Source organism: Niabella sp. CPT15-335-S11, from assembly GCF_058792415.1.
The window spans coordinates 313,906-335,673 of the sequence record NZ_JBYTEI010000001.1; the positions used below are offsets into that span (position 1 = coordinate 313,906).

The following is a 21,768-nucleotide window of genomic DNA, read 5'->3' on the forward strand; positions in this document are numbered from 1 at the left end:
AGCAGCTAACTGCTCCGTGGAGGTTCGAACCCTCCCCCTACAGCTCAATCTTTATGACAAACCCTTATATCTCAACGTTATAAGGGTTTTATTTTTTATTTGCTGGCCGTTTAGATGACCGTTTTTCTCCAACGGATAGCTTACCAGACTTATTTTCCCCGCGTTTCGCCCTTCAAACTTAAGAAATGTCTATAAACAAATGTCCATTTATTTTCCCTAATAACCTGATAAGCCTTTACTTCCAATCTTGGCGGGCAAATCTGGGAACCACGTAGTGCGTGTTCAATAACGGCTGCATCAAATGGCCCGATCTGCATACATTTGCAGCAAACCTGAACGCTATGCATAAAATCATGTTAGCTGCCGTTTTACTCTTGAGCATGGCCGTCCAGGCCCAGGACAAGATCGTTAAAGAACTTAAAAAAGAAGCCGCAAGATCTATTTCCAAAAATCCGGCGGACACTTCCAACAAAAATTGGAAAACCGGCGGTATTTTCAATATTAACGTAGCGCAGGGTTCCCTCAGCAACTGGGCCGCGGGAGGTGATAAATTTTCACTGGCAATCAACTCCAATCTAAACCTGAACGCTCATTACAAAAAGGACAGGCGATATTGGGATAATTTGCTCAACCTAAACCTCGGCTTCATGAATACCACTAGTCTGGGTACCCGTAAAAATGATGACCGGATCGATTTTTTAACTAAATACGGCCATCAGGTATCTCCAAAATGGAATCTGGGCCTGCTCTTCAATTTTCGCTCCCAAATGCTGAAGGGATTTACTTATGATAGCGATACCACAAAGACGCTGACTTCAAAATTTATGGCTCCCGGTTATTTTCTGGTCAGCCCCGGACTGGAATTTAAGCCGGATGACCATTTTTCAGCATTCGTCTCACCTGTGACCGCACGGCTTACCGTGGTGGCCGATGATACCCTCTCTGCTCACGGCGCCTACGGTGTTGACACCCTTAAACATTTTAAAACCGAAGTGGGAGCCTTCGCATCCCTGATTTACAATAAAGCATTTAATAAGGTCTTCTCCTACAATGGGCGCCTGGACCTCTATTCCAACTACCTGCACAACCCGCAAAATGTAGACCTGTTCTTTACCAACCTCCTCGCAATGAAAATCGGGAAGGCGTTCGCGGTGACTTACAACCTCGACCTGATCTATGATGATGACGTCAGACTTTTCGGACCTGAGAAAAAATCGCCGGCACTCCAGGTTAAATCAATTTTCGGCGTCGGGATCATGTATAAATTCTTGTAAACACATTTAACCAGGTTTCGTGGGACAAAAAAAACTAATCAGATTTGAGGAATTAAAGGGCTTTCCAAACGTATTGCAATACCCCGAAGAGCGGCCCGTCAACTGGAAACAACTTTTCGAAAACGAACATCCGCTGGTCCTCGAACTGGCCTGCGGCAAGGGCGAGTACACTGTTGGACTGGGCGCGCTGTATCCCGAAAAAAATTTTATTGGTGTGGATATAAAAGGCAACCGCCTTTGGGTGGGTGCAAAAAAAGCACTGGGGCAAAAGCTGGATAATGTGGCTTTCCTGAGGACCCAGATCGAAATGATACCTCTTTATTTCGAATCAGCCGGCGTGGATGAGATCTGGATCACATTCCCCGATCCCCAACTCAGATTTTCCAAAGCCAAAAAAAGACTGACTCATCCAAAATTTCTGAGACTGTATCACCAGGTACTGAAACCGGGCGGTATTATTCACCTGAAAACGGACAGTCCCAACCTTTACCGTTTTACCAAAACGGTCCTGGACATGTATGGTTGTCGGCTACTCCGGGAGTTTGACAATCTTTACCAGGAGAAAGATCTCCCGCCGGAATATTACATCCGCACGCACTATGAGCAATTGGACATCGCACAAAGTGAGCGCATTCATTATTTATCCTTTACTTTGCCGGCCCGGCTGCCGGGTCCGGAAATGGATGCGGACCTGAAAGAAGCAATCAGGTATGAACTGGATTGAAGGCGAACATTATTATTATGACCAGAAAGGCAGGGTGGTACTGACAGAAAAATACCACCTGATCCGTGGTTATTGCTGCAGTAATGGATGCAGGCATTGTCCTTATAATTATGTAAATGTGCCCGAACCTGAAAAATCCCGTTTATTGCATGAAAGAAAGAAACAAAAAGAGCAATAAGAGTGAGAATCCCAGGGCCGTCAAGCCCTCCGGTTCCAGGGATCTGGGCTTTTTTGAGCAGGTATTTGCTGTTGTACGGCTGATACCCTATGGGCGGGTCACTTCCTTTGGGGCTGTCGCAAAATGTCTGGGAACAGGCAAATCTGCCCGGATGGTCGGCTGGGCGCTCAGCGGAAGCAGCGGCGTTGAACCTCCGGTACCTGCCCACCGGGTGGTAAACAGCCAGGGACTACTTACCGGAAAATTCCATTTCGAAACGCCGGTGACCATGGAAAACCTGCTGCGAAGTGAAGGGGTACCGGTAGAAGACAACAAAGTGACTGATTACAAAACAAGGTTCTGGGACCCGGTCAGCGAATTGTTGCACTCGGGCGACGAGGAATAAATCAACAAGGCTGCTGAATTTTAGCGCCTGCTGCAAAGCTTTCATTTATACACAAACATGATTCAGATTCGTTCCAGGCTGGTCTCGCTGCGTTTCAGACATTGGAGCAGAAAATCCTTTGCGGCTTTTCACAGCACTGGGAAGCATGTCACCATTGGAAATCTTAAAACGATTATCGCGGACAGGCTGCTTGGTAAGCAAAAAAGTACGGCCCAGGGAGCTGAATCGGATGAAAAGAATTTTGACCCGGGGATTATTGCCCTAGCATCGGAAGATCCGCCGGAAGATAACCTTGAATTGATCATTCCGGAATTTAGACGAAATAAAAATACGACACCCGGCTGCGAACCGGCGCGGGTTCGTCGTGGACTTCATTATTCAGCATGGCTGAAAGCTCTCGTGATGATTGCTTCCGGCCATTTTTATTTTAATCAATCAGCAAAAAACAAATGATAAGATATATGAAGAAAGGATTTTTAACAGTTTTGGCAATGACAACCTTATTTTCTGTGCAACGGGTAGCTGCGCAAACCGGAGATACCGATGTCGTATTGGATCCGGTCACGGTTTCCTCCTCATTGGTTGAGCGAAGAAGTTCTGAGACGGGCCGTAACATTACCATTATCAAAGGTGAATCGCTTGCTGGCGTTCCGGTCCACTCGCTGGATGAATTACTGAAATTCGTACCTGGCGTGGACGTGCAAACCCGCGGGCCGCTGGGTGCGCAAAGCGACATAACCCTGCGCGGCGGTACTTTCCAGCAGGTCCTGGTGATCCTGGATGGCATGAGACTAAACGATCCGAACACGGGTCACTTCACGGCTTACTTCCCCATTACGCCGGCACAGATCGACCGGATTGAAATCCTCAAGGGACCGTCAGCCGCTATTTATGGCGCCGACGCGGTTGGTGGTGTAATCCATATTATCACGAAGGCGTTCCAGCCGGGCACGCAAAACAGAAACGGTATCAGCGCCGAAGCCTCCGCCGGCGAATATGGGCTGGTACATATTCAGGGCGGTGGCTACTTACAAACGGAAAAAATGAGCCTCGATGCAGGCGTTCTCAGTAATCACGCAAATGGCGTGCAGCAACGGGGCACGCGGGGATTTGTCCACAATACAACTGTCTCCGCGGGGGCAGGATTCCGACTAAGTCCCCGGTTTTTTCTTAACTACCGTGCATCCTATGACAACCGGGATTTCGCGGCGCAGAACTTCTACACTTCAAGTGTTGCCGATACAGCTTCTGAAAAAGTCACCACCTGGTGGCAACAGGCAGGGCTCCGGTACGAGAACGGGAACACCAGATTATCACTGAGTGCGGCCTACAAGAACCTGGATGATCAGTTTGCCTTTAATCCCTCTTCAATGGCCAATAGTAATAAAACGGATTTGTGGCAATCCCGTCTGCTCTGGAGGCAACGGATTTCAGATCAGAGTACACTGATCACGGGTGCAGATTTTATTCAAAAATCGATCGCTTCCAACGACCGGGGCGATCACACGCTGCGCACAGGCGCTCCGTTTGCCAGTCTGGTTCAGAAAGCCGGCGAACATTTCACAATCACGCCTTCTCTCCGGTTGGAAATGATCGGTAGTCTGCCGGCAGAATGGGTGCCTCAGTTGACTCTCTCATACAAAATCAACAGGCTTCAGTTGCGCACCAGCGGTGGAAAAACCATCAGAGATGCTGATTTCACAGAACGTTATAATAACTATGGGAAAACGTTGGTCAGCGCCGGTCAGCGCGTGGGCTTTCCCGGGCTGCATTCGGAAAGGTCCTGGGGATATGAAGCAGGCTTCGATCTGTTTTTGCCCGTCTTCAGGCTTTCCTCTACCTTTTTCCAACGTTATCATACGCATCTTATCGACTGGGTGACAACACCTTACACTGAGATGCCGCGCAAGGATAACCTTTCGCCCTCTGCATCTTACGGACTTGCCAAAAACATTTCTTCCGTCAACACCACCGGCTGGGAAACGGATTTTCAATATCTGGTGAAATTTAATGCGCAACATCAAATTTCACTAACCAGTGGTTTTATTTGGTTGTACAGCAGCAGCAGTGAGGCGCGGCCTTCTTTTTACATCTCTTCACATGCCAGGCTCCTGAGTAACTTCATGCTTGAGTACAGGTACGGGGCGCTGAAGTTTAACTTTAACGGCATTTACAAAGATCTGCAGGATCAGCAACCGCAGGGAAACACGGTTGGTGCCAGTAAGGATTATTTTCTGTTGAACGGACGTGCTTCCTGGCATTTCGGGGATAGAGTACCGGGTCTCTTTGTCCAGATGGACAATATATTTAACCGTGTATATCGCGACTTTGCCGGCGTACAAATGCCCGGAAGGTGGGTGCAGGCGGGGGTGTACTTCAACTTCAACAAGCACTAAAACAACAAAGCCGGTGAGAATCTCACCGGCTTTGTAATATTAAAAAGTAATTTAAAACCGTTTCTTCTTATACCCATTATTCCCGTTGCCATTGCGCCGGTTACCTGTATTACCGTTGCCTCTCTGCTGAAATTTGCTACGTTTTGTGTACGTTGATCTTTCGCGGGTGGTTTCAGGCGTGCGGAAAACCTTTACAGATGGCGTATTGGTAAAGGTCAGTTCACCGTTTGCAATCTCATTAAGTTCAGCCTGGATAGCGTCATCATGCACAATCTCCTTATGCCAGTTGCTATAAGCCAGTTTCATGTAATAAGCGATAGCGTTGGCCAGGCCTTGTTTCTTTTCCGGATCCTCCTCTTTCAGCGCCTTCTCAATGATCTCTTCCAGGTTACGACCGAGGTGCGCCAGCTTGGATATCCTGTTGGGATACGGCATCGGCTTGGGTCTCACCCGAAGCGTTTCCCTCGTCGGCCTTGGATAAGGCGAATCAACGTCCAGTTTGAAGTCAGAAATCAAAAATAAGTGATCCCATAGCTTATGTCTGTAATCTTCTATATTTTTAAGATGGGGATTCAGAAAACCCATGAGCTCTATCAATGCATTGGCATTTTTCTGCCGCTGCTCCCGATCCTCAATGGTCATCAGGTGCTCTACCATTTTTTGTACATGACGGCCATACTCTCGCATAGCCAGCTTATTTCTCGTGGTATTATATTCCATAAATAAAAGTCGGAGTTGAACGCAAAGAGTTTAGTACGATTAAAGTGTTTTATGCGTCATACCTTTGCAGCTAAGCGACAAAGATAAACGGAAATTAATATTCTATAAAAAAAAAGAATTTAGGGTCCACAGCCCGACTATCAAAACCAATGAATATCGGAATCCTGACAGACAGCTATTTTGAAAGATCTAAAAAGGGGCAAATTACGAAATTGATAACCAACTATTTATGCAAAGAATGGCAGAATGGTACGGTCTTCTTATTTTCAGAGACTCGAATGCCCAGATCATCTAATATTCCCTCAAATCTTCGCGCGGAAGTCCTTCCGTCCGGAGGGCCCCCATTTCCCGGGCGCAAATGGAGGCGCAGGAACCAACTGAAGAAGAAACTAAAACAACACGGGATCAGTACAGTTATTTCTTTCGACGGGGACGGGCCCGAACTGCCTGGATTTAGGCGGTGGCTGGTGATAGATGATCCTGAACTTCTGACCAGCGGGCAGGCCGAAAAACTGCATAAGGCCGAGGGAATCCTGGCAACCTCACCCTGGCTTAAAGCGAAATTAGAACTACAGATGGCCGGGCATGAAAACAAAATACTGACCGTCCCTGGCCTTCGCCCCGAATCCACCCAATCGATTACTTTCGATGAAAAGCTTGAGATAAGAGAGCGATACACAGACCAAAAAGAGTATTTTATTTGTTGTGATGCTGACCTTGACACGGGGGGATTTGTTCTTTTACTGAAAGCTTTCTCATTGTTCAAACAACGGCAACAAAGTGGATGGAAAATGTTCGTGGGCCTTCGCTCGGGCAAAAACAAAGAAGCGCTTACTGAAAGCCTGTCTACTTACAAATACAGGTATGACGTCGTGCTTAAATCCCTCGACAACACCGGGGAAATTACGGGATTATTAGCGGCTGCGTATGCTCAGATAACGGTGTCGGGGAGCGAACGCTACCCACTGGAGGTCTTTGAGGGGCTGACGGCGGAAATACCGGTTATTGCCCTGCCTGGCGGACCGGTTGAAGATTATTCAGATATTGTGCTGACAGCATCGGCGGCCCAGCCTGCTGATCTGGCAGAAAAAATGATGCAGATTTATAAAAATGAGGCGATGCGGGAAAAGAACATTGAAGCCGGAAAAACCCGTCTTGCCGAGATCGATCCGCAGGAGATTATCCGGGAAATGACCCGGCGTCTTTTGCAGGCCTGACCTGAATTTCATAAATTTGCAGAACCGGCAATTTTCCTGTTATGACAAAATCAACTATTACCATAGATATTCAGCTTGATGAAAACCGCTTCCCGGATGAGATTTCCTGGCAGGCCACGGAAAGTTCTATCCGGGATCCTCAAAAAGCCAAAGCGCTGATGCTCTCCTTTTGGAACGGCGCCGAAAAAGAAGCGCTTCGCATCGATCTCTGGACGCAGAAAATGATGGTAGATGAGATGGCCGACTTCTTTTACCAAACGCTGATGACCATGGCGGATTCCTTTGGCCGGGCAACTAAATACACGGATCAGGCTGAAGACATGAGAAATTTTGCTAAAGACTTCTATAAAAAATTTCAATCCAGGCAACTACAGGAAAATAAAGCCGGATGAGAACTACGTATTGACAACTCCAAAACACAGCTTGAAATTGTTTAACAATTTAATAACAATTCACGATGGCACTTGAAGAAATAATCAACAATGATATAAAGGTCGCAATGCTGGCCCGGGACGAAGTTGGCCTGCGGAGCCTGAGAGCAGTCAAAGCCGCAATCCTGCTGGCGAAGACTGCGGAAGGAGCTTCGGGTTCAATTTCAAAAGATGAGGAAATTAAACTCCTCCAAAAGCTGGTGAAACAACGAAAAGATTCTTTCGAGATTTTCGACAAGCAGAACCGGCCGGACCTGGCAAAAAAGGAACAGGAAGAGATCGAAGTTATTGAAAAATACCTGCCTGCACCGCTTTCGGCTGAAGAACTCCGGGAAACAATTGCCCGGATCATCCGGGAAACCGGAGCCACTACAATGGCGGATATGGGCAAGGTAATGGGCCTGGCAAGCAAAGAATTATCAGGTAAAGCAGACGGCAAAGCCATTTCAAGCGTCGTGCGCGAAATGCTGGCTTCCTGAATTTGACCCCGGGTTTCCGGCCACATGAGAGCGGGAGATCCGGCTTAAAATGATCTTTTTTTCATCTTTACACAGCTTCGATTCCCATTTCGGGCCCTTAGACAATACCAAACCAAGATAACTGAAAGAATTTTTTGAAGATGATTTTAAGTATTTCCGTTATACGGAAGATTAAAATCAATAAATTAGCAGCCATATAGGCAATACACAATGAATTACGAGATAAAACAACACGAAAAGTTTAAATATATTGAAGTCGGAGAAGGGGAACCGCTCGTAATGTTACACGGCCTGTTTGGAGCGCTCAGTAATTTTTCCGCACTGATCGACTATTTCAAAGATTATAACAAAGTTGTAGTGCCAATGCTCCCTTTGTTGGATCTGGATATCCTGCATACGAGCGTCAGCGGACTTGCCAAATATGTAGGCCGTTTTATTGAAACCAGGGGATATACCAACGTTCACCTCCTGGGTAATTCACTGGGCGGTCATGTGGGGTTGATCTACCTGCTGCGCACCGCTTCACCACGGATCAAAACAGTGATTCTAACAGGGAGTTCCGGCTTATTCGAAAGCGCAATGGGCGACAGTTTTCCAAAAAGAGGTGATCGGGAGTATATCCGGGAGAAAACTGAATATACTTTTTACGATCCTGCTATGGCCACTGAAGAACTGGTTGAAGAAGTGTTTTCCATCACCAATAACAGGGTGAAGGCCATTAAAATTATTGCACTCGCAAAAAGCGCCATACGCAATAACCTGGGAGAGGAATTGAATAAGATCCGGATCCCGGCGCTTTTGATCTGGGGATCAAACGATAAAGTAACACCTCCTTTTGTTGCTGAAGAGTTTCATAAACTTTTGCCCAACAGTGAACTGTATTTTATAGAGAATTGCGGTCACGCCCCCATGATGGAAGTGCCGGAAGAATTTAATAAAATTTTATTTAATTTCCTTAAAAAGCATTCCGCCGTTGCAACAAAAGTCTGAGCAGGCCTGTCTTAAGTGTAAATGTGAACATGTTTGTAAAATCCCTCCCTTATGATGCGATCCCTGTACCGGAAACCAGCGATCTGATATGGCAGGCACTATCTTTCATGCAGGACGAGCAACTGAGACATCTGCCTGTTACGGAAGCAGGCATATTTTCCGGGATTTGCAGTGAAAATATCCTGCTCAACGCCGATGCCAATCTACCGCTTAAAGCCTTGGAATACACGTTTCTCAATATTTCAGTGAAAGAAGATGATCATTTTTTGAAAGGTGTGGCCCTGGCTTCGAGTTATGATCTGACCATCCTGCCGGTGACCGATAAGCAAAACCATTTGATCGGAAGCCTGGGGGCGGCTCGTCTGTTGAAATCAGTAGCCACTTTTATGAGTCTCGATAGCCTGCAGGGGATTCTGGTGCTGGAAGTAGACCCGCGCCAGTACTCATTTACTGAAATCAGTAAGATCATCGAAACTAACGATGCTCAAATTACACAACTCAATACCAGCACGGATCCGGACAAAGGCTCTCTCCTGGTTACCCTGTGTCTGAACAAACTTGAAATTTCGGATATTGTGGCAAGTTTTCAACGCTACGATTACCTGGTGAAATATTATTCGGGCGAAGAATTGTACGTTAATGAGATCAAAGAAAACTATGAGAATTTGATGAATTATCTTAACATTTAATCCTGAGCGGTTGTCAGAAAAATTTTGAGACCGGTGCCCCCAACATGCTGATTGTCCAAAGATATTTACTGGTACCAGTACTGATATGCGCGGTTTCTGTTTCGTGCCAGGCACAATTATCTGTGGGATCAACATTCGATGCCGCTACTTCCGGCCCAATGCTCGATTCTTTTATTCTCGCCAACAAATTACCTCCAACACTGGATAGTTCCTTTGTGATCCGCAAGATTCAATTTGAAGGAAACAAAAAGACCCGGGATATCATTCTCCAGCGTGAACTTCCTTTCAAGACGGGGGACTCGCTGAAAATCAGGGATTTTCCCCGGGCTTTCGCCCAGGCCAGAAAACAATTGATGAATACCGCTCTTTTCCACGAAGTGACCGTATCCGTGAATGGATTCGAGAGTCCTTTTGTAGATATTCAGGTAGTTGTCAGAGAACGGTGGTACCTGTTCCCTATTCCTTATTTCAAACCCGTCGACAGAAACTTAAGTCAGTGGCTTTTTGATAAAGGTGCCAGGATTGACCGGCTTGATTATGGAATTAAATTAATGTACAATAATATCACCGGAAATAATGATAACCTCCGGTTTAACTGTATTACCGGCTACACGCAACAGTTACAACTAAGTTACCACCGGCCGTTCATCGACAAAAAATTAAAATGGGGGATGAACGTGGATTTTGCATTTGGCAAGACAAAAGAAGTGAACTACAAGACGATCGGAGATAAGCAGCAGTTCCTGAAATCCAATCAATATCTGAATAATTTTTTCACTAGTAAATTAGAATTCACTTATCGCCCGAAGTATTTCACTACACACACTTTTGGGATTGGTTTTAACCATGTTCGTGTGTCGGACAGTGTGCTAAAGCTGAATCCTGTGTACTTCTTTAACGGAGTCACACAAGTGAGATACCCTGAGCTTTACTACCGCCTTTACTATCAGAACCTGGATTATATCCCTTATCCGACGCGGGGATATGCCGTTGATATTTTTGTAAAAAAACAGGGCCTGAACCACCTCATGAACTTGTGGCAGGTTACAGCCAAGGGGCTGGGCAACTGGCATCTCAGCAAAGAAATGTTCTATAGCATCTCCGTATTAGGCTGCCTGAAAGTACCTTTCCACCAACCTTTTTATTCTATGAGAATGTTGGGGTACGGCGACTTTTTCCCAAGGGGCTACGAATATTATGTAGTGGACGGAGTAGCTGGGGGACTGGTCAATGCCACACTTTCCAGACAGCTTACAAACTTCAGCTTCCATATTCCTGGCACCAAATGGTTAACCGGGCGACTCATACCTCTGAAGATCTATGGAAAAGTTTTTGGCAACGCCGGCTACGTTTACAATCCAAGGCCGGAAGATAATATGCTTCCCAATACCCTGCTTAGCGGCGGCGGAATCGGGCTTGATATTTTCACCAGTTACGACTTTACCCTGAAACTTGAATTTTCCATCAATAAGTTAGGTCAAAACGGGTTATATTTACAGAAAAAGAGCATGTTCTGATATGAAGATAGCCGTTTACAGCAGAGGAATCGAACCCGATCAGTATGAAGATGTAAACAGGTTCTTCAGGGAATTGGAAGATTTCAACCTGGACTATCTGGTGTATAAACCATTGGCGGAAGATTTAACAGCACCCCTGAACCTGAACTTTGAAAACAAGACCTTCTTATACACCGAGGATCTGGATTCCGACGTAGAGTGTATGGTCGGTCTGGGTGGCGATGGAACCCTGCTGGATACAGTCACGCTCATTAAAGACAAACCCATCGCTATCATCGGTATCAATTTTGGCCGGCTGGGTTTTCTGTCGAGTATCGGGCGCGACAACCTGACGCTGGCGATCAAAGCGCTGTCCTCCCGGACCTACATCACCGAGAACCGGACCCTGATCCACCTGGATGCGGACAAACCGCTGTTTGGCGATATCCCCTTCGGGTTAAATGAATTCTCTATCCATAAACGGGATACAGCGTCCATGCTGAAAATCCATACGTATATCAATGGCGAATTCCTGAACACGTACTGGGCTGATGGGTTGATCGTTTCCACGCCCACCGGTTCTACCGGTTATTCGCTGAGTTGCGGAGGACCTATTGTTTTCCCGGATTCCAGCAACTTTACCATTACACCTGTGGCCCCCCACCACCTGAATGTGCGATCCCTCGTCGTAAATGATACAAGCATCATTTCCTTCGTGATTGAAAGCCGGACCGATGAGTTTATTTGCGCGCTCGACTCCAGGAAAGAGGTGGTCTCAAAAAATGTTTCTCTCGCTGTCAGAAAGGAAAAATTTATCGCCCGCCTCATTCGGCTTAGCGAAAACAATTTCCTGCAAACTATCCAGAATAAACTTATCTGGGGCCTGGACAGGAGGAACTGACATTAGACACTACTCCCCCAACGTACCACTCAGTACGCCTGCCCGACAATGCGTCCGCCGCAGCGGACGGGGGCGGGATAACAGATACTAGACTTTAGATTCTAGACACTAGATATTGATTATCAGAAAAATATATTATGAACATAATATCTAATACGCTGATTATCATTATGTTGCATTTAAAGATGCCTAATGCCTTTGCCGAAACTCCTGGAAAAATGTTAGGTGATACTTTACCTTCCTATCACCCAAAATCTGATTTAAACGTTTCTAAGATCACGGATGCGGAGGCAGAGGCGGCCGCGGTGGTCTCGGCGGGCGCGGTGGTAAAGGAGGTCGTTCCGGCCTACCGGAACGGTACCGGGCTGTATGACCGTGATGATGTCTTGATTTATATTTCTTTGCCTTGTAATGCCGCGGGTGCGGCGGGCGTGGTGGTCTCGGCGGGCGCGGTTGCGAAAAACTTGTCGCAAAGCCACCCAGAAACAACACCAAAAGGAGCAATACTAACCTTTTCATAATTTCAGATTATTTCTTAAGAACTCAAATTCGATGCCATTTGCTATCAGAACAAGGCTGTCTGTACCGGTACAATGTTAAAACTTTTTCGGTGATGTTCTGAAAGGCCAAATCTCGCAATGGCCGTCCTGTGTTCTGCGGTGCCATATCCTTTGTTCCTGAACCAGTTATATTGCGGAAACTGACTGTGTAAAGCCCGCATATAATCATCCCGACTGGTCTTTGCCAAAATACTCGCAGCCGCAATATTGGCCAGCTTGCCATCTCCCTTGATAACGCAACGGTAGGGGAGATCCCGATAGGGGACAAAATAATTACCATCTACAGCAACAAACCCCGGGCGCGGGTTCAGTTGGTCGAGCGCCAGATGCATGGCTTTCTGAGATGCCTTTAATATGTTTATCCGATCTATTTCCTCCACTTCCACCCGGGCGACGGCCCAGGCGCAGGCATTCATCTCAATATGAATACGAAGTTCCTGCCTGATCTTAGCGCTGACCAGCTTGCTGTCATTCAACAAGGGATGAAAAAAATCTGGCGGTAGTATCACCGCAGCAGCAAATACCGGACCTGCGTAGCAACCGCGGCCCGCTTCATCGCAGCCCGCTTCAGGTATTTCCCTTTGAAAACAGCTATCAAGATTCTTTTTTACTTTCATGATTCTGCCTCGGCGCATTTACCAGCAACCTGAAAGATTTCTTTTCGACCTGTATCCGAATATTTGATTTCGTACTTACCGGGTCGCCATCAATATGAAGTGGTGCACCATGTAAGTTGTGAATCGTCATTTCTTTGGTTTGGAAATAAATAACACCCCCTTTTTTACTGACAGGCTCGCCGATACCCAGTTCAGTCATTCCGCCGACCTGCAACATGGTATTATACAACAAGGCGATTTTCGATTGTTCTGTGACGATGACAACATCCACCAGTCCATCACTCAGATTTGCTTTAGGGGCAATCGTAAAGTTATTGCCAAACTGATTGCTGTTAGCAACGCTGATGAAATAGGCTTCTGTCCGAAAGGACTCATTCTTCAAAGAAATTTCGAATGAGTAGGGCCGCGCATCCAGAAAATTCTTAAACACCTGCCGGACATAGGTCCGGAGCCCCCTTTGAGGCTGAGCAGCGAAATCATGTGCAACCTGTGCATCAAAACCCAGCCCGCAAAGCATGCACGCATATTGCCCATTCACCCTGAACCCGTCAACCCAGATAGCATGATTTTTAAAAACGGTTTTCAGGGCTCTTTTGGGAATTCTTGAAATCCCGGCGCCAAATGCCAGTCCATTACCCGATCCGGCCGGAATTATTCCAAACTGGAGGGGAAGCTCTTTCAGGCTGTCCACGACCTGGCTAACCGTCCCATCGCCCCCCACAACCACCACATCAGTAATATTCTCTTCCCTGATAGTATCTATCAAATAAGTATAATCGCCGTTTGCAACCGAAGGAAAAAACTGAAACCTGATACCGGCTTTCAAAGTTTCGGCAGCAATGACATTCAGAACCGCATCCTTGGAACCGGCCCCGGAAATCGGGTTGACAATATATATTATTTTTCTACGTAACATGATCAACGCCCGTTTGAATGATCGCCGGATACAAAAATTCCTTTCCTACATTAAATTTAAGAAAAATATACATACGTTTTCACCACTTCAGGAGGGCACTTGCCCAGGTAAACCCACTACCAAACGCCGCAAGGCAAACCAGGTCGCTGGTCTCAATTTTTCCGGATTCCCAGGCCTCACAAAGCGCCAGCGGAATGGATGCGGCAGTCGTATTTCCATATTTCTGGATGTTATTGAAAACCTGTTCGTCTTTCAACCGTAGTTTTTGCTGAATATAGCCTGATATTCGCAGATTAGCCTGGTGGGGAACCAACAATTTCAAATCCTCTGCTTTACATTGATTTGCGTTTAACGCCTCGTTGATCACTTCGGGAAGTTTCTGTACCGCATACTTAAAAACCAACTGACCGTCCATATAAGGATAATAATCCTCCCTATCCATCAACTCGCTGTTCACAAACAGGTTACCCCAGGGTTCCCCGGCCTCGCTGGTTCTCCATACAGGGTTATGCACGCCGGCATGGAACCCCGGATTAGGCATACACAGTACTTCTGCCTGGCTTCCATCACTGTGCAGATGCGTACTGAGAATACCCCGGTCTTTATCTGTCGTGGGCTGCAGGACGACTGCACCCGCTCCATCGCCAAAAATTACGGATACGTTTCTACCCCGGGTTGTGAAATCAAGGGCGTAAGAATGCACCTCCGAGCCAATCAAAAGAATATTCCTGTACATCCCCGTTTTGATAAACTGATCGGCAATACTCAGCCCATAAACAAATCCGCTGCATTGATTCCGGATATCAAGGGCGCCAATGTCTTTTAATTCAAGCATTCTTTGTACGAGAACCCCGCAGCCGGGAAAATAGTAATCGGGACTGAGGGTGGCAAAGATGAGGAAGTCAATTTCCTCCGGCTTAATTCCTGCCCTTTCAATAGCGATCCTGGCAGCTTTAGCTCCCAGGATCGCAGTAGTCTCTTCGTTCCGGTCGGCATACCTGCGCTCTCCAATCCCCGTGCGCTCCCGGATCCAGTCATCACTGGTGTCCATCACCTTAACGAGATCCTCATTAGTAACCACTTTTTCCGGCACATAACTTCCAATACCGGCAATGACCGTTCTTAACATGTGATCAGGTGTTTTTTTAGCAAGTTAGTAAATTGACTTTAAAAATCAATTAACCTGGTACACCCAGTGCCCGGTAAATTGCATCCTGAATCCGGCCCCGGATCCGCAAGGTCCCCAGCCTGGGATTATCTCTGGTGGGATTTACGCGATTAGATAAGAATATGTACAGTATCCCATTCTTAGGGTCCACCCACACGCAGGTACCGGTAAATCCGGTATGACCAAAAGTGCTGCCCGACGCGAGGCTGCTGGGATAGGGGTCATTGCTGTCCGTGTTATCTCTTTCGGGTTTATCAAAACCGTAGCCTCTACGGCTAAATGAACTGTGGTAAGAGGTAAAGTTGCGGATAGTTTCAGGTCTAAGAAATCTCTTCCCATTCAACTCACCTCCGTTCAATAGCATCTGATATAGTTTGCCCAGATCATAGGCATCTGAAAAAAGTCCGGCATGACCGGCTACGCCCCCGGCGAGCGCCGCACCTTCATCGTGCACCGTACCCTGGATCAACTGATTCCTGAATCCATGTTCCCGTTCGGTGGGCACAATCTGCTCCCTACGAAAACGCTCCAATGGATGATACCCCGTCGTCTGCATATTCATCGGGATATAAAAAGCTTCCCGCACGTATTTGTCCAGGGGTTTTTGAGTAACATTTTCTACGATCTTTCCCAGAAACCAGAAATCGTTGTCGCTGTAGATATATTTCACGTTTGGCTCGGTAACCGGACTATCCAGGATCCTCTTCCAGATAGTATCCACCCAATCGTTCCGGAGATAGAGGCCTCTTGCCACCTGGGTTGTAAAGTTATTTTCAGGAACAGAACGGTACAGATCCTTTCTGGGATTCCCCGCTGAATCCAGGGTCTCTTTGTAAAAAGGGATAAAGGGAACCATACCTCCCTGATGCAACAGAAGTTCTTCCAGTGTCAGGTTCGCTTTATTCGTCTTTTTTGCCCAGCTCAGGTAATCTTTCAATTGCCCTTTGATGTCTAACCTGCCTTCCTCATACAACTTCATGATGGCGACGGTCGTAGCCGAGGTCTTTGTGACCGAAGCCAGGTCGTAAATACTATTCAGCAAGACGGGTTGGGACGACTCATATTCATAATGGCCAAATGCCTTATGATAGACGATCTTCCCATGCTGGGCAGCCAGGATCACACAGCCCGGATAGGCTTTCTTAGCGATGCCTTCCAAAGCAATGGAGTCCACAACGGCGAAACGGCTGTCTCCCACTTGCGTAGTCCCGGCTTGTAAAGTAAGTCCGGTCCCTGACTTCCAGTTGCAGACAGATACCGGCAATGTTCCGGAAGCCTGAAACTTCCCTACCAGCCAATCGGCCGCTGCATGTTGAAATATTTCGTCATCTTCATAGGCCACAGCAAGCGAAGTTGCCGAACAAAAGCTCCTTAAAGCCAGCGGGATCCCAAAAACAAGGGTCAGTGAATTGGTTTTATTCAACCTCGCCCAATGCTGTAAAGCCTGCGGGGAGATACCGAAATTATCGTTTCTGTTTCTTAGCCCGATATCATGAAATCCCATCACCACCGCGTCATACTGCCCATCCTCAATGATTTTCGCCGTTTTTTCGTCCTGTTCAGGAGAATCGGCGTAATTGATTTGGAAAAGATCAGCGCCCAGCTCTTTTTTTAACCGATCGGCAAAAATATCCGGAAGTCCTTTGCCGAATGAGACACAGGCGATTTTCTGACCTTTTATCAGCGGCCAGCTAAAAAACTGGCCTTCAAAACTGTCGGGAGCGGATTTTGCGACCACCGTCAGCGCCTTCTCCGCCACTTTAGCGCGGATATTCGCCGTTTTACTGTTGAGATCATTGAGCAGGTTGGTGGTGTCAACAGGGCTTAAATGATTGAGACCTAAACGATATTTGGCCATCAATACCCGCTTGACTTTTTCCTCAATATCCCTCCAGGATAATTTTCTTTTCCCGATGGCAGTCTTCACCGCTGCCAGGGTTTCAGGCACCGATTCGGGCAGGCAGAGCATATCGTTGCCGGCAACCAACGCCTCCACCGAAATCGTACCACCGGGGAAAAATTTTTTAACGCCTTCCATCTCAAGTGCATCGGTAAAAACCAACCCCTGGTATCCTAGGTCTTTCCGAAGTAATCCTGTGACCGCTTTTTTTGAAATAGATGTGGCTCGGTTCGGACTGTTGTCAATGGCTGGTACGAACAGATGTCCGATCATAATGCTTTGTACCCCTCCTTTGATCAATTCACGGAACGGATACAATTCCAGGTCGTCCAATTGTTTCCGGGTTTTATTGATGACCGGAAGATCCAGGTGTGAGTCCACATTTACATCACCATGACCCGGAAAATGTTTGGCACAAGCCATGATTCCCGCGTCCTGCATGCCCCGCATATAAGCCAGACCTAACCGTGCCACACGTTCCTTATCCTCACCGAAAGATCGGTATCCGATCACGGGATTATCCGGGTTATTATTCACATCCACCACTGGTGCGTAATTGACATGAACACCGAGGCGTTTGTGTTGCTCGCCAACGGCTAGTCCCATTTGATAAACCAGGCTGGTGTCCGACAGTGCACCAAGGGTCATCTGGTAGGGAAATTTCATAACGCTGTCGAGCCGCATACCCAGACCATACTCTCCATCAATAGTGATCATCAGGGGTGTTTTTGCCAGCCCCTGGTAATAATTGGTGAGCTGCGCCTGGCGTACCGGACCGCCCTGAAAAAAGCAGAGTGCGCCTACATTATAAGTGCTGATCAGGTTGGCCACCTTACTCACATGATCAGCGCCCAGGTTACTATGGGCCCTCACTACGATCAGTTGAGCGATCCGCTGATCTTTTGTAAGGCTCTTGTAGACACTATCCACCCACTTTTTTGCTTTTGGATCAACAGGGACCATGTTCTTGTTAGCTTTATCAGACCGGCCGACAGATTCCCCTGGCTTTGGAAGATCAGAAATCCGTGGGAGATTTTTGGCAGATGTCAGAAAAAGTACGGTTAACGGCAACAAGAGGTATCTCAACATATGTATCGCTTAAGTGTATTTACAAATGTAGCGGAAATTCTTTTGTACATTTACCGATTCAAAGGCAGAGCGTGGCTGACAAAATAGTAGTATTACCAGAAAATATCGCGAATCAGATCGCCGCTGGTGAGGTTATTCAGCGCCCGGCGAGCGCAGCAAAGGAATTGCTGGAAAATGCTGTGGATGCAGGCGCCACCCAAATCAACCTTATCCTCTCCGATGCGGGCAAATCCCTGCTCCAGGTAACCGACAATGGCAGCGGGATGAGCGAGACTGACGCACGGCTGTGTTTTGAGCGCCATGCAACAAGCAAGATCAAAGAAATTGATGACCTGTTCCGAATTCGCACCATGGGATTCAGGGGTGAGGCACTGGCCTCGATTGCCGCAGTTGCCCAGGTAGAGCTGAAGTCCAGGCGCGCGGAAGATGAAGCAGGTACATTGATAGAGGTGGAAAACAGCCTGGTCATCCGGCAGGAACCTGTAGCGATGCCGCAGGGAACCAGCATCGCGATGAAGAATCTTTTCTTTAATGTCCCTGCCCGGAGAAATTTCTTAAAGAGCAATTCAGCAGAATTACGGCATATCATTGAAGAATTTACCCGGGTGGCGATGGCATTTCCCGATATACTCTTCACGCTCACGAGCAACGGCCAGCAGGTCTTCCACCTGGAACCAGGAAGCCTGAAACAGCGGATCGTGCAGCTTTTGGGGAACCAATACAACACGCGGATGGTCCCGGTAAAAGAAGAGACCGACTATATGAATATAACCGGATTTACCGGGAAGCCCGAGACAGCAAAAAAGACCAGGGGTGACCAGTATTTTTTTGTAAATAACCGGTTCATCCGAAGCCCATATCTTCACCATGCGGTGATGAATGCCTACCAGGAAATGATCGCCTCCGACAGCTTTCCGATGTATGTGTTATTCATTGACCTGGATCCGGAACAAGTGGATGTCAATGTCCATCCTACCAAACAGGAGATAAAGTTTGAGGACGAAAAGATCATTTATGCTTTTATGAAAGCCGCTGTCCGGCATGCACTGGCGCAGTTCAGTGTTACACCTACACTGGATTTCGATCTTGATGCGTCCATACAACAATTGCCTTCCGTAACCCAACCCTTTACAACAGTTCAGCGGGACACTGTGGCGGGGTCATCCATTTTCAAAGGTTTTACACAAAAGAACCAGGCGCACTTCATAGAACCGTCATCCGGCGCGGGGCTCAAAAGCTGGCGCGATTTCTATGCCCCTCGTGAAAAACGATCCGAAAGTCTGGCCCCTCAGCCCCCGATCTCTGATCAGGGCCCTCTAAAGACCGGGAATACGCTGTTTGAAAAAGGATTTAGTGCGAGTGAGCATGCCGCGGCCATACAGGTGTTCAACAGCTACATCATACTGCCCGGTCCGGAAAGCTTTTTACTGATCAACCAGCAACACGCGCACGAAAGAGTTTTGTATCAGCAGATGATGAGTATCCAACCCGGCAAACCGGCAAGTGTTCAGCGGAGTATGTTTCCCCTGATGCTGGAGTTGTCCCCGTCTGATACGGTTATCCTGACTGAGCTGCTGCCGGATCTTAGTGTGCTGGGATACCTGGTAGAACCCTTTGGAAAAAATAGTTTCATTATTCAGGGAACACCAGCCGGATCCGAGGCTGGGAACGAAAGTCAGCTTATTGAAAAAACACTCGAACAGTTTAAGAATTTCAACCCGGAGGCTGGATTTTCCAGCCGCGAAAAACTGGTCAGATCGATAGCTGCCCACAAAGCAGTTAAAGCCGGCACCCACCTCACCGACAAAGAAATGCACCGGCTGCTGGCGGAACTGTTTGCTTGTGATCCGTTCAATATCTCGCCCAGCGGGCAACCTACTTTTCTTGAATTCAGCAAGGCACAGATCGAAAAAATGTTTGGGAGTTAAGGAGATTCAGGATTTTGACATCCGGACATCCCCCAGGTACCTGGAGCAGGCCTCTTTTATTATCTGTTCCAGGGAATGGTAATGGAACGCCGGAAAGATTTTCAGGAATTTTGAGCTGTCAAATAACGCACTGGCATTAGCAACCTGCGCGCTCTCCCTGGTAATAAGCGGCGCCCGCCTTGTAAAGAGGCTCTTCAGTTTCTCATAACGCCAGGCCAGCGCAGCTATCAGTGGTGTAACCTCGCGCGATGGCCGTTTGCGGCCAAATCCGTCTGCCATGGTTTCCAGCAGCGTCTTAAATGACCAGTTATCGTTACAAATAATAAATCGCTCTTCGGTAACATCTGATTCAAGCAGGGCTGCCACAGCACGGGCGGTATCTTCAACGCCCGCAAATCCGTTGATGCCTCGGGAAAACCATCCGAACTCGTCATAAACGTTCTTGAAAATAGCACAACTTCCGGTATGCCAGTCTCCATACCCCAGTATAGTTGCCGGATTTAGGATCGCTCCTTTCAGACCTTCGGCAAATCCTCTCCAGACTTCAAGCTCGCCGCGATATTTGCTGATGGCATAATGTGTCTGCCCGGGATCCTGTTGCCATTTGGATGTTTCATCCAACCTCCCCGCTACCGCCCTCCTCCCCAACGCTGCTACAGAACTGATTTGTAAAAATCTGCGAACTCCTGTTTCCAACGATGCATTGACGATATTCGCGGTTCCTTCCACGTTGACCTGGTACATTCTTTCCCGGTCATGTTTTGAAAAGGATACGACCCCGGCTGCATGGACAACCGCGTCAATCCCTTGAAGCGCATTTTCCAGAGATGGCTGATCGAGGATATCTCCTTCCACCCAATCAACCTGATCTGAAAGATGGCTGTCCATAAACTCGGGCCATCTGCCGGATGGTCTCTTAAGTGCCCTCACTTTGTAACCCTGCGCGACCAGTTCCCTGATGATGTAAGCGCCAAGGAATCCGGTACCGCCGGTGACCAGTATATTTGATAGCTGAGATTTGATACGGGTAGTTTTTGCGAAAATAGCTATAAATCAACATTCCTAAATGGATCGGGGGACTTCCGACTTTGGATAAATAGCATTACATCTGCCAGCAAAAAGATGGCGACAACCAGCAACCACGACAATGGCGAGGAAAATATCGCCTGTGCCAGAATACCCGGATAGTTTTCGGGACCCGACAGCATTTGTAATATCGAAGTGCTACCGGAATCAATGAGCTCATGACCACTGTCGGAAATTGCACCAATCAGAAGCCCCAGGACACCGAGCCATCCGATTCTCTTGATGGTTTTATAATATCGCTCATTCCAGCTTTCCAGTTGAATGACTCTCCTGACGATCAAAAAAATGAGATACCCCTGCACCAGGAAAATCAGGATTTTCAGAAAATCCAATATCGAAAGTAACAAAACCGAACGCTTGTACACAGGTTTGTCTGTGGAGTCTAACCCGTTGATATTTACCAGTACCATAATCAGGTTTACCAATACAGCCACTCCAAAAATGCAAAGCATCAGGATGGTATTTGGGTTTAACCGGAATTTCTTATCCATTTATCTAAACAATTATTTATATACAAAACAATTAATACATATTGCCTGTTGTTATATTGGCATCAGCATACAATCCAATTTCGAAATTATTGGAGGCTCATCGGCATACATACTGAAAAATTCTTCTGAAAGT

Annotated in this window: 22 protein-coding genes; 15 read left to right on the top strand and 7 right to left on the bottom strand. The window is 47.2% G+C overall.

The genetic code is table 11. From position 1 onward, the window contains the following. Positions 1-341: 341 nt before the first annotated feature. Genes AC3WS5_RS01340 through AC3WS5_RS01365 form a run of 6 tightly spaced genes read left to right on the top strand, consistent with a single transcriptional unit; the run spans position 342 to position 4,957 of the window. Positions 342-1,274: a DUF3078 domain-containing protein gene (locus AC3WS5_RS01340; RefSeq protein WP_492465391.1), complete on the top strand. Its 933-nt coding sequence runs from the start codon at positions 342-344 to the stop codon at positions 1,272-1,274. Positions 1,275-1,293: 19 nt separating this feature from the next. After that, on the top strand, positions 1,294-1,998 hold the full coding sequence (gene trmB, locus AC3WS5_RS01345) for a tRNA (guanosine(46)-N7)-methyltransferase TrmB (protein ID WP_492465392.1): 705 nt from the start codon (positions 1,294-1,296) through the stop codon (positions 1,996-1,998). Beyond that, positions 1,985-2,176: a C1orf53 family protein gene (locus AC3WS5_RS01350; RefSeq protein ID WP_492465393.1), complete on the top strand. Its 192-nt coding sequence runs from the start codon at positions 1,985-1,987 to the stop codon at positions 2,174-2,176. The genes trmB and AC3WS5_RS01350 overlap by 14 nt, the downstream gene beginning before the upstream one ends. Further along, the gene (locus AC3WS5_RS01355) at positions 2,148-2,561 is read left to right on the top strand and encodes an MGMT family protein (protein WP_492465394.1); all 414 of its coding nucleotides are present in this window, start codon (positions 2,148-2,150) and stop codon (positions 2,559-2,561) included. Before AC3WS5_RS01350 ends, AC3WS5_RS01355 begins: the two co-directional genes overlap by 29 nt. Before the next feature lie 57 nt (positions 2,562-2,618). Further along, complete coding sequence (locus AC3WS5_RS01360) at positions 2,619-3,014, top strand: hypothetical protein (protein WP_492465395.1); 396 nt, start codon at positions 2,619-2,621, stop codon at positions 3,012-3,014. An 8-nt stretch (positions 3,015-3,022) separates the two neighbouring features. Then, complete coding sequence (locus AC3WS5_RS01365) at positions 3,023-4,957, top strand: TonB-dependent receptor plug domain-containing protein (RefSeq protein ID WP_492465396.1); 1,935 nt, start codon at positions 3,023-3,025, stop codon at positions 4,955-4,957. Between the two features lie 51 nt (positions 4,958-5,008). On the opposite strand, the gene AC3WS5_RS01370 is transcribed toward AC3WS5_RS01365, so the two are convergent. Continuing rightward, a complete protein-coding gene (locus tag AC3WS5_RS01370) occupies positions 5,009-5,677 on the bottom strand; it encodes a DUF4290 domain-containing protein (protein ID WP_492465397.1) in 669 nt (222 codons plus the stop codon). Positions 5,678-5,826: 149 nt separating this feature from the next. On the opposite strand from AC3WS5_RS01370, the gene AC3WS5_RS01375 reads away from it, so the two are divergent. From AC3WS5_RS01375 to AC3WS5_RS01410, 8 genes are all read left to right on the top strand, one after another. Next, positions 5,827-6,894: a glycosyltransferase gene (locus AC3WS5_RS01375; RefSeq protein WP_492465398.1), complete on the top strand. Its 1,068-nt coding sequence runs from the start codon at positions 5,827-5,829 to the stop codon at positions 6,892-6,894. 41 nt (positions 6,895-6,935) lie between these two features. After that, positions 6,936-7,286, top strand: a complete 351-nt coding sequence (gene gldC, locus AC3WS5_RS01380; RefSeq protein ID WP_492465399.1) for a gliding motility protein GldC — start codon at positions 6,936-6,938, stop codon at positions 7,284-7,286. A gap of 65 nt (positions 7,287-7,351) precedes the next feature. Continuing rightward, positions 7,352-7,804 (top strand): GatB/YqeY domain-containing protein, encoded by a 453-nt coding sequence (locus tag AC3WS5_RS01385; RefSeq protein WP_492465400.1) that lies wholly within the window; start codon positions 7,352-7,354, stop codon positions 7,802-7,804. Positions 7,805-8,014: 210 nt separating this feature from the next. Continuing rightward, positions 8,015-8,794 carry an alpha/beta fold hydrolase gene (locus tag AC3WS5_RS01390; protein WP_492465401.1) on the top strand — a complete coding sequence of 260 codons (780 nt, stop codon included), beginning with the start codon at positions 8,015-8,017 and terminating at the stop codon, positions 8,792-8,794. A 29-nt stretch (positions 8,795-8,823) separates the two neighbouring features. After that, complete coding sequence (locus AC3WS5_RS01395; protein WP_492465402.1) at positions 8,824-9,483, top strand: CBS domain-containing protein; 660 nt, start codon at positions 8,824-8,826, stop codon at positions 9,481-9,483. Between the two features lie 122 nt (positions 9,484-9,605). Beyond that, the gene (locus tag AC3WS5_RS01400; RefSeq protein WP_492465403.1) at positions 9,606-11,000 is read left to right on the top strand and encodes a POTRA domain-containing protein; all 1,395 of its coding nucleotides are present in this window, start codon (positions 9,606-9,608) and stop codon (positions 10,998-11,000) included. Between the two features lies 1 nt (position 11,001). After that, the gene (locus AC3WS5_RS01405) at positions 11,002-11,880 is read left to right on the top strand and encodes an NAD kinase (RefSeq protein ID WP_492465404.1); all 879 of its coding nucleotides are present in this window, start codon (positions 11,002-11,004) and stop codon (positions 11,878-11,880) included. A gap of 137 nt (positions 11,881-12,017) precedes the next feature. Next, positions 12,018-12,401 (top strand): hypothetical protein, encoded by a 384-nt coding sequence (locus AC3WS5_RS01410; RefSeq protein WP_492465405.1) that lies wholly within the window; start codon positions 12,018-12,020, stop codon positions 12,399-12,401. Positions 12,402-12,445: 44 nt separating this feature from the next. On the opposite strand, the gene rnhB is transcribed toward AC3WS5_RS01410, so the two are convergent. From rnhB to AC3WS5_RS01430, 4 genes are all read right to left on the bottom strand, one after another. Next, the gene (rnhB, locus tag AC3WS5_RS01415) at positions 12,446-13,057 is read right to left on the bottom strand and encodes a ribonuclease HII (RefSeq protein ID WP_492465406.1); all 612 of its coding nucleotides are present in this window, start codon (positions 13,055-13,057) and stop codon (positions 12,446-12,448) included. Beyond that, positions 13,035-13,973 (bottom strand): diacylglycerol/lipid kinase family protein, encoded by a 939-nt coding sequence (locus AC3WS5_RS01420; RefSeq protein ID WP_492465407.1) that lies wholly within the window; start codon positions 13,971-13,973, stop codon positions 13,035-13,037. The genes rnhB and AC3WS5_RS01420 overlap by 23 nt, the downstream gene beginning before the upstream one ends. A 79-nt stretch (positions 13,974-14,052) precedes the next feature. After that, a complete protein-coding gene (locus AC3WS5_RS01425) occupies positions 14,053-15,102 on the bottom strand; it encodes a 3-oxoacyl-ACP synthase III family protein (RefSeq protein WP_492465408.1) in 1,050 nt (349 codons plus the stop codon). Between the two features lie 49 nt (positions 15,103-15,151). Further along, positions 15,152-18,130 carry a serine hydrolase domain-containing protein gene (locus AC3WS5_RS01430; RefSeq protein WP_492465409.1) on the bottom strand — a complete coding sequence of 993 codons (2,979 nt, stop codon included), beginning with the start codon at positions 18,128-18,130 and terminating at the stop codon, positions 15,152-15,154. Between the two features lie 71 nt (positions 18,131-18,201). Between AC3WS5_RS01430 and mutL the strand changes: the two genes are divergently transcribed. Next, on the top strand, positions 18,202-20,058 hold the full coding sequence (gene mutL / locus AC3WS5_RS01435; RefSeq protein ID WP_492465410.1) for a DNA mismatch repair endonuclease MutL: 1,857 nt from the start codon (positions 18,202-18,204) through the stop codon (positions 20,056-20,058). A gap of 6 nt (positions 20,059-20,064) precedes the next feature. On the opposite strand, the gene AC3WS5_RS01440 is transcribed toward mutL, so the two are convergent. Further along, a complete protein-coding gene (locus AC3WS5_RS01440; protein WP_492466462.1) occupies positions 20,065-21,108 on the bottom strand; it encodes an SDR family NAD(P)-dependent oxidoreductase in 1,044 nt (347 codons plus the stop codon). Beyond that, positions 21,105-21,635 carry a hypothetical protein gene (locus AC3WS5_RS01445; protein ID WP_492465411.1) on the bottom strand — a complete coding sequence of 177 codons (531 nt, stop codon included), beginning with the start codon at positions 21,633-21,635 and terminating at the stop codon, positions 21,105-21,107. The genes AC3WS5_RS01440 and AC3WS5_RS01445 overlap by 4 nt, the downstream gene beginning before the upstream one ends. Positions 21,636-21,768: the final 133 nt, after the last annotated feature.